Source organism: Paenibacillus sp. FSL E2-0201, assembly GCF_037963325.1.
Taxonomy (GTDB): Bacteria; Bacillota; Bacilli; order Paenibacillales; family Paenibacillaceae; genus Paenibacillus_AQ.
Genome location: NZ_CP150154.1, coordinates 726,938 through 739,846, shown reverse-complemented (window position 1 = coordinate 739,846; position 12,909 = coordinate 726,938). Strand labels below are relative to the sequence as shown.

The following is a 12,909-nucleotide window of genomic DNA, read 5'->3' as shown; positions in this document are numbered from 1 at the left end:
TTTTTTGAAATTCTTGATTTTCACATCAAAGACATTCAGCTCGTGGATGAAGTAGCTTTAATATGAGCGGTCCAGGATCCGACGAGTTGATAAGAGAACTAAGCCATTAAAGTGCAAACACAATAATATTGTATATCAATGCCAGCCCAGAAGATTCCTCATCCAGATTAGAAATCACCCGCTAAAAGGTATGTGGAAATCCCAAACAAAAATGGGGCCGCGAATAGCTTACATCCCCATTCCGTCCCCAACCAACCCTCTCACTACTCACAAACCCTTATATACCAAGGAACAAACCGATTCCACATGTGTTGAGTAGACAGTGTGAACAAAATCTATATGATGTGCCCTCACCAAGCCACTATTTGTGGCTTTTTTTATCTAATAATGCTTTTATTCTATAGGTAGGCGTTAACCTATCCCCCTATTTGAGTTCTTCATACTTAATAATTTCTTTATAGATCATTGTTATTAGTTGTTGTATGTTTGAAGTATGTCCAGTATAAATAATAACAGCCTCATCTGATAAATTTGCTTTTACTTTATTAAACATCGAATGGTTGTTAATAGTCTCATTGTAGATAATAACTTCTTGACTTGATAAGAATGTTAAGTCAACACTCAATTCATCGGGCAAAATATTTCGAGATCTAGGTAAATACTCCTTAATTTTATCTTGCCATCTTTTTTCCCCACCAATGATGACACATTTTTTTGTATTAATTATTGCACTCATATCATTAATGGGAATTTCATGCGATGGGTCCTGATCAATCTGGTGTTGGAGTTGTTTTTGATTCTCCTTTATCTCCATCTCCATTGCATGGATTTTCAATTGCAATTCCTCTATTATCTTGTCTTTCTTTAATACCTGTCTCTCTAGTTCTAAAATACCAGAATCTAACGAATCTATAATTGTTCTATATTTTTTAATTTCCGTTTCTTTTTTCTCCTCATTAATCTTTAGTAGAGCATTATCGCGTTCATACTCCTCTCTTAATTTCTGAAGGTCATGATAAGTATCTTCAGGTAAGGTAACAATGTGTTTATACTTAGTTGCATTATAATCTTCTGCTAAAGCTATCAATAGTAAATAGCTCCCCAATAAATCCTGAAGCTCCTCTTCACTACATTTATTTCCCAAGGCTGCATAACATAAGTTAACTAGGTCATTGATCTTCCTGTGATCAATCGCAGTAATATTTTGTAAATCAATAGGATGGATTTTACAATAATTAAGAATGTGCGCAGTCTTATTAATACCTTTCATAAAAGGATGCATATTCATTTGTCGTTTAACAATATTTTCTAACTCGATTTGTGTCTTTCCATTTCTATTCGCTTCAATAATAGGAAACTTATGGATATTATTCATTAATGTAATGAAATCGTTTAACGGCAGAGTAAAATCTTTTTTAAGAATACCCATTGCTTTGTATTTTCCAAGGAATCCCACCGTATTTTCATTTGGAACTACACCTAACTTAAATTCTCCAAAAATCTGAATAAAAGAAGAATTCAGCAAGTCAATATCAAAATCGTCAAAAACAATACTTTTATTGAGTTCTCTTGACAAGTATAGTGCGACACCAAAAGTATGAGCCGAATGAACGGTCTTATTAAAACCGTTTTTCTTTACGTGATTTAGATACGAGTCTCTAAGTATATAAAAATCAACTTGTTTTTTGTCTTTCACGAAATTATATACAAACTTAAAGCCCTTCTTAATAAATCTTAGAGTTAATTCATTTGTCCCCATGCTTTTTTCGTGCAGAAACAATCCAATAAATTGCTGAATAGCCTGATAATTATTAATTGACAAGCAACTAATCCTTGGATCTTTATAGTAAGGACTTTCCTTATATAAACCATAGTAAAATTCTTTGTCCTGGTTGTAGATTTCCTTAATATCATTTTGAATAAAATCCCTTGATCCTATCGCAATAACAATCAGTAAATCAAAATCAGGAATATTAAGTTCAGAATAAAATTCATCAAAGATTGAATTCTTTCGAATCCTTCTCAAAAATATTTCCTCATCTCTGTGAAACAGCATAATTCCCCAGTAAATTATAACTGTTTTTTATTTATGAAAATAAAGGGTGCTAATAGAATTTTTTCGACTGTCGGATATTCTTTTTATATTGATAACATTTTTTTCTCTCTATAATACATATCTATATCTCCGTCCTCAGAGACCTTTATAGCCACCCCATATTTTGACGCTGAAATTGCGGCAGCAGTTCTAGCGCCTTGAACCATAGGATCTGTCCCTTTTGAATTAGTTAATTTATTGAATGTTAGAATATTAAAATGAGAATCCAGTATAACTGCACCATCTACAGATGCTAATTGTTTAAAAAGATCTGTATCAACATTATTTACAGTCATAGTTTTATTTTCTTTAGTGAAAATTATATTTTCAAAATGAATTGATGATGGATTCAAAACAAAGCCCCTAGGAAACTTTATTCCCCTCTTAGAGAACGATTTGTTGAGAATATATTTTTTATGCCGTGTTGGCAAAATAATAAATAATGCCCCTGTGTTATCCTCCGACATTTCTTTAATAAATTCGGCCAGTTTAGCGATAGAGGAAAGAAAGTAATCTAACATATTCGATTCCGGTTCGACTATATCATAGAGAATTATTTGTACAAGATGTTTTTCTTGTACCATAAATAATAGCTCAAATAATGATTGTTTAAATAAAAGGTGGTTTTTTAGCTTCCATTTACCATTATAAATTGAAAGGTAGTAATCTGAATACATATACCAGTTGATTCGTCTTTTATTGATATATATCAATTCATAAGGTGGTCGGGTTTCAACCAACTTTTCCGCACCATTATCGAGAGATACTAACTTTTCTTTGACAAACTTTCTAATAGATTCATCAACTTCAGGTTTTTCTAGTACCGCTTTAAAGTATTCTTTTATTATTAATTTGCTAGCTTGTAAGTCATATTTCCTTAACTCATTTAATAAAAGTTCTTTAATACTTTTAGAGTTCTTTTTTCTCAAAAGACCCATAATAGAATAGTCTTTATTAACAAGCAACGCAAGAGCATTACCATTGAGCATTATTCTCGATAATTTATCATGCTCAAATAAATCCCTTAGTTTAATATGTGAATCAAAGGGTAAATATTCAATTCCCATTTCATTGAAAAATTCATTATTTTCTTCACTCAAATCATTTGGAAAGAAGACAATAAGTACCTCTGCTGGTTTAGATTCATATGTCTTAATACTCATATCTTTTAAACACTGTACAAAATCTGATAAAGCTTTATTATCGTCGTCATCGCCTGAATTAAGAAGTGATAATGATATTTGTTCAGTAATAAACTGGGGATTCAAAGGATAGTTAATCTCATTTTCCAGGTATTTACTAATATACTCATTAGCCAAGACCAATGGATGAAGAAAATCCGACTCAAATGCTGAAAAAACAAAGGAGGGTACTTCCCCATCAATAACTATTCCATTATTTGGATTATGGTTTATATCTATTTCATATCCAAAATACTCTTCTAATATTAACTTGAAAATTTCATTATCTTCTTTAGTTAGCAACTAATTACCCACTTTCCGATAAATACTGGTATAACTTCTAGTAGCTATCACATACACTTCCAAATAATTGTAACTATCCACCTCAAATAAAATCGTTTGACTACCTTAATCTACCATTATAAAATTGGAAGATCCATGTATTTAATTTTGAATAAAAAAAGGAGTACTGGATTATAATTTTGCCGAAAATGAAATAGATAACATTCAAAACTTAAATGTATTATTTGGATTCTCTAGAATGATGTACTCAAAAGTACTACCTACATAAGATACGTAAATTGTTTTGATATATCTTAATCAAAACAATTGCAAGGAACATCTGTGTAGGATAAGATGAAATTTCTGACCAACTCTATCTTTTTCGTGATAAGTGAAGCTGGACTGCTTCAAAAGTAAATGATTTTATTGTTACACATATAACTACATCATTTGAATAGAGGATGAATATAATGTATAATCAAGAAAATTATAGCAAATTATTAATATTGGTTGGGATTGCAATATTTTGTTTTCTCTTTATCGGAAGAGATTTAGTTCAAATTTCATTTATAGACCTATTTAGAAATGCTTCAACCGCTTCATTAATTACGATAGCCTTTCACTTTTCATTTAAAAAATGGATATGGAAATGGAAATTGATTACATTCACCAATCCGTTTATTGTTCTTGTTCCTAACCTCCATGGTACATGGAAGGGTACACTTCAATCGAGCTGGATTAATCCTGAAACAGGAAATTCACCAGACCCTATTGAAATAACAATTTTTATACGCCAAAATTTCAATGGTGTCAGTGTTGAAATGAGAACTGAACAAATGGTAAGTAGAAGTTACATAGCAGGTTTTAAAAAGGATGCTGATTCTGGCACTTGTGAAATATGCTATACATACACAAGTCAAGCCTTTGCTAATAACGTTTCAAGTAATCCCTGGCACGATGGAACCGCCAGACTTGCTATCAATGAAGGAAAAAAATTTAATTTACATGGTAACTATTGGACTATTCGGAAAACAATCGGAACTATAGTGCTAAATAGGGTAAGTAAAACTATTGATCTTTAACATTAAACCTCTCTTGGTTTAAGAAACCCACGAATTTTAACCTGTTGGATCATATCCAGCTATCACACCCAAAACATGATTTCACGAGAGGCACCGTACGTCAATTTATCCGTCTGAAGTGCAGTATAAACAGAAATTAAAGGCCATTTACCAAATAATCGAGCTAGAAAACCAATACATGCGATTAGCCGAGAAATTAAAAAAAGTGCAGTCTGTTGATATTGTTGCGTTATGGTACATCTTTACATACATTATTTTCCCTTATAAAATGCACCATGAACCATTATTTTGTACAAAACAAGAACACGAAGCTAGTATAAATTAAGCATTAACATACGATTTTCATTTCTAAAAAAGAGGCGGTTCTCCGAGAACTTCGCCTTTTTCTTTCTCCTATTTTACTTAAAAAAGATATTTATCCTTGCTGTTCTTAAATATTATTGTTCTGAATCTTTGTCATTATTTCATTGAAGGTAAGGGTTAATATAGCTCCCACAAAGTCTGAGCTAGGTATACACTGATGAAGATGCAAGATCCTTTCCCAAATGAATCATAAGATCGGACATAGTCGTATAATACTACATAGTAAGATTTACACATTAATAATCTTCCGCCCTCCTTTTACGTCCTATGAGCCCAAACCAAATCTAAGCCTCAATGAATAACTTGATCGTCTTATAAGGGGGTATTAATATAGAAGAAATACATGATAACAGGTTCATCCTGCATACTGTGAAGTGAATCAATTGTAGACTTGTAAATGAAACCTATTGATCACGAATATTATTTTCCGATCTAAGACCAATGAATGAAACTAAATACAGTTAAAATTGTAAAATATCCGAAGAGGGGGTTCAATGATGAGGGATATAGAACGGATTCCACAAGTAATGGATGCATTAAAAAATTGCTGGGACACCATGCCGGATATGCGGTTTGGACAATTAATCGAAAATATTCTTTCACACTATAAAGGAGAGGGAAATCTAGACTCTAGCCTTTGGAATATGGAGGAGAACGAATGGTTAAAAGCTATCCAATTATTCTCTGAACACCATAAGGGAAAATGGATTTATCCACCTGACGAACAATGATTACGATTATATAGATAAGCGAAATACTAAAAAATAGAAACTCAACAAGAACGTAACCGTAGACTAAAGCAAGAAGCAATTCAGCGGAGCAGTCGTGAGTTTACAAGATATTCTCAAAATCAGCCACGACAATATTTTGATTCACCGCCCTCCTCATCTGCTGAAATACGATGTCCAAAGTGCCAATCAAATCAGATCTCCGCAGAAAGAAAAGGGTTTAGTATGAGTAAAGCAGCAGCAGGTGGTTTACTATTAGGTAGCGCTGGATTATTGGGAGGATTTTTAGGAAGCAACAAGCAAGTTAATACCTGCATAAGATGTGGATACCACTGGGGGAAGTAATTCTTCGGGTGGGGAAGAATGTGTCTTTCGATTGCAATTAACTATCTTCAATATAGCCAGCTATTAAATATTTTTATTGTTAAGAGATTACTCTACTAAGGTGATCTCTTTAACGTATTTCCGGGTGTTTAGTTCAACTATATCATGATAACGAAGCAATTCCTTAAATTCAGGTTTTTCCTGGATTCTCCTAAACTGTCTTTTTCCGCTGGATGTTGTAAGACCCAAGAGCTCGCAAATCTCAGATTTAGTAATTGTCTCACATGGGTAAAGAGCGCTCAACACTTGTGAAACAGCTTCGTACCAAAAAGGTCTTCCTATACCAGTATTCCACTTTTCGAAGGTGCTTCCCTGGAAGTATTCATTCACTAACTTGGTTAATACCCGATCTTTCGTACATATGTATACATGAACAGAAGCATTAAAATCTTTGATTCGGAGGGCTATACGGGAGGCATCCTGAATAACGGATACCAATTGATCACTCAGTTTGATCTTTTCTTCTTCTAGGTTATGATTCCTCCTGACTCCTCTAATAGGATTAATTATACCAGATGGAGATTTGCCATTAAGAAGGCCGAATTTAGATGCATAATATGGCTCCCCTTTATTAAGGATGTTTACCAGTACTACAGCTGTACAGAATTGATATTCATTTGACCCCTTTACATTACCAAAATGGTTAATAAGAACCTGCCCCGCTCGTACTTCATCAGAAAGCAACTCACTTAATAGCTCTTTAAACTCCTTATAACAAAGAACAAGAACTTTATTTTCGGACGAGATCAACTTAATATGAGTAGCAAGCTCAGTCAGGATTTCATTATTTTTACGCAATTTTGTCTTGGTCGTTGATAACTCAGCAACGTGAAAAGTTGCATTTGAATAAGTACGGTACCCCTTTGGGATATCCAAAATATCTATCCTGTCCCTCATAACTTGATAATCAACATCAGTAGCAGCAGTTCCATCCAAAATGATTACGTTATAATCGTCAAACTGTAGTGAATTTATACTAGAAACGGTAATCGTGTTAGAACCATCTGGCTGCCTACTCCAGTTGCCCCCGTCCCGTATAAGCAATTCAACCTTCTTCAGAAGTTGAGGATTGGTTCCATGATAATGACGGTTCCAAATGGGGTGACAGTCAAAACTAAAATCTCTTTCCATTGAAAGAATACATTTTATATCATCCTCGTCCTGGTGAAATAGGTCTTTTACTTTCTCTAGAATAGATATAACTCCATCAAACTGATTCAGATGCTCCTGCATATTGCGGATTTGTCCTTCCACATGTAGTATATCCTCCAATGTCAAAGGAGTGATGGTGACAAGGGGTGGTTTCTCATCGATAATAAGGAGCCTACGGGGATGTTCAATTCGGTTAATATCATACCAAGTAGCGTACGTATCCAGACGTTCTCCCTCCATCTCCAATCTGCTATGGGATAGAATAACAATCGGATACTTTTTTTGTTCATCATACTTTTTAAACGTTTCACAGGCGAATCGTTCATCACACCCTCTACAAATACCGTAGGTATACTCTTTGGGTTCCTTAACGCAGTATTCTGAGCTAAACGCACTCTCCATAACATAGGCAGCAGGTCGCTCATTCCAATATGGGGCGTCCAAATTCCATAAAACTTCATACAACCCAAGCTCCTCAACGATTTGCTTTGCAGTCTCAATGCGTTCGACAACAATTACCGCTCCTGCATTAAACAAATCATATTTCAGTAGATATTTGAGATATGTCTGAAGCCAAGTACTCTTGCCGCCTCCAGGAGGTAATGGAATGCAGATTGGATTCACATTATTTACCGCCGTATAATACGTCATACTTTGTATAACTTGGCGAGTCGTTGGATCGAAAATAATATTGCGCCGTTCCATTTGAGCAGACATAAGTTCCATAACCCCGATAACAATGTCTCTTTGAGCACCAAAATCTTCAACAAGCGGAACAACTTGCGGTCTTATAAAATCGGTAAGCTGTAAATCGAGATACTTCTGTTCCTTAACAGACTCCATATCATTAAGTACATCAATTAAGTCCTCCCATTTTAACTTTTCGGCCACCCACTTGAGCGGTTTTCCGTTTTCAATTTCACAGCCTCCACCCGCACTCCCAGAAGAACAGTGAACAAGCAGATTTTCTTTATACATATATGCTGATGGTTTATTATCTCCATGAACAGGACATTGGAATGCAAGACGATCCCCGTAGTCTACAAATTCCTTGCCTTCCATTTCGAGATTTGATATAAACATCGATATAATTTGCTCCAATTCCGTCTCTGAATATCTAGAAGATATCGGCTTTCTAACGAAATGCTTCTTATGAACGGGCGGGAATGCTTCAATAATTTCGGTCTGTGAATATTCATTTTGTGGGTCAAAAAATACAATGGTTTCCGTTACCACCCGTTCTGGATATTCCTTGTAATTAGACGCAAATGGAGACCGTAAGGCATTAGAAGGGTTAATTACCGATCCGTCTGCTCCGAAAAATTCCACGAGTTGCTGTTGAACATTCTTAAAATGGCTTATGGACTTTGCAATAGTGTCAGGAGTAGATATATCCCAATAGGCCTCCTTAATCTTATATAACAGCTTATAACCCGCTCGCCCCTCATAGATCATTGTAGGTTGTAGCTTAGCTTTCTGTATTCTACTCCATTGCTCCTGTTTAGCACCTTCATCCATATCAACAAAATGCCATCGAATGCCAAGTACTTGCTCATCCTTTGAACTGCCGTTCAGATAAAGGCAAATACCAAGTTTTTCATTTTCGACCTCATCAATTAAAATTGGAATTGAAAGGTTTATACAGCCCAAATACACATTACCCTTACGTGTGCTGGACTGCTTCCCTTTCTTTAAATCCTCTAATAAAAGAATCGGTATATGTTGATCACCCGCCGCGAAGTATAGCAAAGTATCTCCGAGGTTATCCAAGCGTGGTACTGTTATTAAACTAGTCATTTCAATTCCCCTTTTATTTTTAAGGCGGTGGACTCATGATTTCTAAAAGAGGACAATTTCTAATATATATATACTAGAGAATGTCCCCTATCTGAAAGAATAGGAGTCCGAATACCTCACTTCTGTTTAAATACTTCTTACTGAATAGCTACAAAGAGTTCACAACCTCAACTCCGCAACAACTCTTCAGAAAAATTTCTCCGGTATATAATGAAGCACCCTATCTCACCAATATTTGTAACGACTTTTCTAGGTACTGGGTGGGGTAAGAATCATTATAATCGGATCATTTCATACTCTAGTACTCTTCCATACGCAACGAGAATGTGCTTTTAATCTTTATGAAAGCAAAATCAGATTTGGATAGGAGGAAACAAAGTTGAAAATTGTAAACTTGATTTACTAGCAAAGAACTCATGTCTCGTTAACATTCTACTCACTATAGGTAATGTGACCATCTATTCTGTTGTCGATAATCTCGACATTAGCAGTGAGTAGACCTGATCTTAATAGAAGTCTACACAGTTCTTCCAAGGCTTCCTGAATGTTCTGTTCGCCATTGTACTCATGAAGTATGCTCATAACTTCTCACCTCCCCACCCCTTTATACGACCTTGGGTTGCTATTGTTTAGGAGGTGAGCAAAGAAAAATTTATTATTTATTCAACTAAATTCTTGGCGGGGGCACATCGTATAAGGCACTAGAAACTCTTTAGGAGGACTACACCTATGCGATACGCCATATATGCACGTGTAAGTACTGATCATGATAGTCAAAAGGAAAGTGTCGGTCACCAAATCGCTTTCTTCAATCGTTATGTCGAGGAAAGGTCTGGTACGATTTACGATGTCTATAAAGATGAAGGTGTCAGCGGAACGAGTATTAAGGGCCGAAGCGATCTACAGCGTCTACTAAGGGATGCTAGGGCCAAAAATTTTGAATATGTATTGTTCAAGTCCATTTCCCGATTCGCCCGCGACATTCAAGATGGAATCAACATAAAACGCGAATTGGACAGCCTCGGGATTGGAATGATATTTATAGAGCAAAACATCGATACTAGAACCGCCGATGGAGAGTTGATGTTCTCAATCCACTTGTCTGTCGCCCAACAAGAAAGTGAAGCTACTTCGAAACGAGTAAAATTCGGTAGGCGTGAAAAAGCAGCCAAAGGCAAATTCAACGGCTCCCTCCCCCCGTTCGGCTATATAAAGAACGGAAATATACTAGAGCTTGACCCGAAATACTCACTTATTGTAAAGGAGTTATTCCGCCTGTATCTCTACGAAAATATGGGGTTATATAAGTTGTCGAGATACTTAAATAATGCGGGTATACCAACACCGAGGGCAGTAGTGGGGGCTAAAAATGCAGGAGTTCTTTGGCAACAAAGTACAATAAAACTTATTCTCACCAACCCCCTCTATACAGGAAACATGGTGCAGAATAGGACGGAGACTATCAGTCTACGAACTAATCAACGCAAGGAGATACCCGCAGAGCAGCAGACTGTTGTCCCTAATACACACCCCTCCCTTATCTCTATGGAAGAGTTTCACGAAGCGCAGATGAAGTTGAAACTAAAAGGGGAACGTCGAAGTAATGGTCAAGAGAGCCTTTTTGCACACATCGCCGTATGTGCCGATTGCGGAATGGGAATGCATTTTAAAAAGGACAGGGGCGGATATACGTGCGGGAAATACGGAAAATATGGAAAGAAGTACTGTAGCTCTCACTATGTGAAGGCAGACGATCTGCTGTCGAAGGTGAAACAGCATCTGAAGTTGTTGACTTCAGGTAACCAGATTAATACCCATAAGCTCGTTGAGATATTCAAAAAGGAATCAGGATATACTTCTGACAACCACGACAAAGAATTACGGAAAGTTGAAAGTAAACTCTCTCTACTAGCAAAGAAACAGAGCAGGTTACTTGATCTCCTGAATGAGGGGGAGCTACTACAAGAGGAATGGCGAACTCAAAATACTCTGGTTCGAAATGAGAACGCCTTGCTTTCTGAACGTAAGGCTGAACTGATGACGCAGGTAAAAAACGAAAAAGACCTGGATACAAACATCCAAGTCTTTGAAAAACAAGTAAAGAAGTTGCTTCATATCGATTTCGAGGATGAGCGGATACTCAAGCAAATTGTCATGAAGCTCATTCAGAAGATTGAAGTCTTCAGTGATGGAAACATAAAAATACATTACAATATCGCTCATCCAAAACTTATACATGGGGCATAGAAATTAATCCTGTCCCATCCATTTTAGCCACACTGTACACTCCACATGCACCGTATGCGGGAACATATCCACCGGAGTTACCTCCACTGTCTTATATCCACCATCCTCGAGCACCCGCAAGTCCCTTGCCAGTGTCGATGGATTACACGATACATACACCACTCGTTCCGGCTTCATCGCCAGAATCGTCTCCAAAAGTCGTGGATCGCAGCCCTTACGCGGAGGATCAACCACGATAACATCTGCCGTAATCCCCTGCTCTTTCCAGTTAGGGATTACATCCTCAGATGCGCCTACCTCAAACACTACATTATCCATACCATTCAAAGTGGCATTCGACCGCGCATCCTCAATCGCTTCGCGTACGATTTCTACACCGTAGACCTGCTTAGCATGCTGTGCAAGGAACAATGAAATCGTACCGATCCCACAATAAGCATCTATAACAGTCTCGTTACCCGTAAGCCCAGCATATTCCACCGTCTTACCATAGAGGACCTCGGTTTGTGCCGGGTTAACCTGATAAAAAGAACGGGCAGAAATCGCGAATTTCACATCGCCGATATAATCGTAAATAACATCGTTCCCCCAAAGGGTACGGGTTGTATCTCCAAAGATTACGTTTGTCTGCTTAGTATTCACGTTCTGGCAGATGCTTGTTACGGCTGGGGTTTCGCGGCGGATCTCTGCTATCCATTCGTCAACATTCGGAATACGGTCACCGTTAGTAACAAGGACAACCATCATCTCACCAGTACGGAAGGCTTTCTTTACTACGACATGACGCAGTAAGCCTTTGCCAGATTCTTCGTCGTAAGCAGTAATGCGAAGCTTGCGTCCGATATCTTTCACCTTGCGTACAACGTCATCATTATCTTCATGCTGAATTAAGCATGTTTCCATATCGATGATGCGGTGACTGCCGCGCGCGTAGAAACCACCCACAAGTCCGCCTTCCGTTACGCCAATTGGCACCTGAGCTTTGTTGCGGTACCGCCAAGGCTCGTCCATGCCCAGTGTTGGGCGGACGAGAATGCCCTCTGTCTGAGCCGCCTCAGCGTCCCCGACAGCAGCCACACCGCTCACCCGGAGCTTCCCAATCCGCTCCAGGTTGTCCACCACCAGCTGCCGTTTCCACGCCAGCTGCGCGGTGTAGTCCATATGCTGCAGCTGGCAGCCGCCGCATTGGTCATAGATCTCGCAAGGCGCCGCAATGCGGGCGCTGCTCGCCTCTACTAAATTCAGCAGCTTGGCGTAGCCATACTGCTTCTTAGTCTTGAGCACCTTTGCCCGGACCTTCTCCCCGGGAAGGGCTCCCTGCACAAAAAGGGTAAAGCCTTCAACGCGGCCTACCCCTTCACCTTCATGGGTCATGCCGATGATATCGAGCATAACCTCATCATTTTTATTCACAGGCAGTCCGGCGACAGGCGCCTTGCCGACTGGGCGGCTGGTGCTGCGTCCACTGCGGTGTTTACTCATTATTTATTGTTCACTTCTTTCATTATCATCGCTGTATAAACCCAATTAAATGTCTTCGATCATTATCATCGCTGTAATCTCACAGTGTCTTCGATCAAAGATCATCGCTATATATA

General features: G+C 37.8%; 8 protein-coding genes. 3 read left to right on the top strand and 5 right to left on the bottom strand.

Going from position 1 to position 12,909, the window contains the following annotated elements; all coding sequences use genetic code 11:
- Nucleotides 1–424 precede the first annotated feature (424 nt).
- Both NSU15_RS03340 and NSU15_RS03335 read right to left on the bottom strand, forming a co-directional pair.
- Entirely contained in the window at nucleotides 425–2,026 is a 1,602-nt protein-coding gene (locus NSU15_RS03340) for a hypothetical protein (protein WP_339289153.1), read from the bottom strand.
- A 113-nt stretch (nucleotides 2,027–2,139) separates the two neighbouring features.
- Nucleotides 2,140–3,579 (bottom strand): hypothetical protein, encoded by a 1,440-nt coding sequence (locus NSU15_RS03335; protein WP_339289151.1) that lies wholly within the window; start codon nucleotides 3,577–3,579, stop codon nucleotides 2,140–2,142.
- Between the two features lie 449 nt (nucleotides 3,580–4,028).
- Here NSU15_RS03335 and NSU15_RS03330 point away from each other — a divergent pair, with 449 nt between their 5' ends.
- Nucleotides 4,029–4,640: a hypothetical protein gene (locus tag NSU15_RS03330; protein WP_339289149.1), complete on the top strand. Its 612-nt coding sequence runs from the start codon at nucleotides 4,029–4,031 to the stop codon at nucleotides 4,638–4,640.
- A gap of 857 nt (nucleotides 4,641–5,497) precedes the next feature.
- Nucleotides 5,498–5,734 (top strand): hypothetical protein, encoded by a 237-nt coding sequence (locus tag NSU15_RS03325; RefSeq protein WP_339289147.1) that lies wholly within the window; start codon nucleotides 5,498–5,500, stop codon nucleotides 5,732–5,734.
- 429 nt (nucleotides 5,735–6,163) lie between these two features.
- Here NSU15_RS03325 and NSU15_RS03320 read toward each other — a convergent pair whose 3' ends face one another.
- Both NSU15_RS03320 and NSU15_RS03315 read right to left on the bottom strand, forming a co-directional pair.
- A complete protein-coding gene (locus NSU15_RS03320) occupies nucleotides 6,164–9,064 on the bottom strand; it encodes a hypothetical protein (RefSeq protein ID WP_339289145.1) in 2,901 nt (966 codons plus the stop codon).
- 432 nt (nucleotides 9,065–9,496) lie between these two features.
- Complete coding sequence (locus NSU15_RS03315; protein WP_339289143.1) at nucleotides 9,497–9,646, bottom strand: hypothetical protein; 150 nt, start codon at nucleotides 9,644–9,646, stop codon at nucleotides 9,497–9,499.
- Between the two features lie 147 nt (nucleotides 9,647–9,793).
- Here NSU15_RS03315 and NSU15_RS03310 point away from each other — a divergent pair, with 147 nt between their 5' ends.
- On the top strand, nucleotides 9,794–11,311 hold the full coding sequence (locus tag NSU15_RS03310; protein WP_339289141.1) for a recombinase family protein: 1,518 nt from the start codon (nucleotides 9,794–9,796) through the stop codon (nucleotides 11,309–11,311).
- Nucleotides 11,312–11,314: 3 nt separating this feature from the next.
- Here the strand turns inward: NSU15_RS03310 and rlmD are convergent, their stop codons facing one another.
- Nucleotides 11,315–12,793: a 23S rRNA (uracil(1939)-C(5))-methyltransferase RlmD gene (gene rlmD, locus NSU15_RS03305; protein WP_339289139.1), complete on the bottom strand. Its 1,479-nt coding sequence runs from the start codon at nucleotides 12,791–12,793 to the stop codon at nucleotides 11,315–11,317.
- Nucleotides 12,794–12,909 lie beyond the last annotated feature (116 nt).

What these genes read in the sequence shown, in the direction of transcription:
- NSU15_RS03330 (WP_339289149.1), top strand. Translation starts at nt 4,029, where the DNA reads ATGTATAATCAAGAAAATTATAGCAAATTATTAATATTGGTTGGGATT.
- NSU15_RS03325 (WP_339289147.1), top strand. Translation starts at nt 5,498, where the DNA reads ATGATGAGGGATATAGAACGGATTCCACAAGTAATGGATGCATTAAAA.
- NSU15_RS03320 (WP_339289145.1), bottom strand. Translation starts at nt 9,064, where the DNA reads ATGACTAGTTTAATAACAGTACCACGCTTGGATAACCTCGGAGATACT.
- NSU15_RS03315 (WP_339289143.1), bottom strand. Translation starts at nt 9,646, where the DNA reads ATGAGCATACTTCATGAGTACAATGGCGAACAGAACATTCAGGAAGCC.
- NSU15_RS03310 (WP_339289141.1), top strand. Translation starts at nt 9,794, where the DNA reads ATGCGATACGCCATATATGCACGTGTAAGTACTGATCATGATAGTCAA.
- rlmD (WP_339289139.1), bottom strand. Translation starts at nt 12,793, where the DNA reads ATGAGTAAACACCGCAGTGGACGCAGCACCAGCCGCCCAGTCGGCAAG.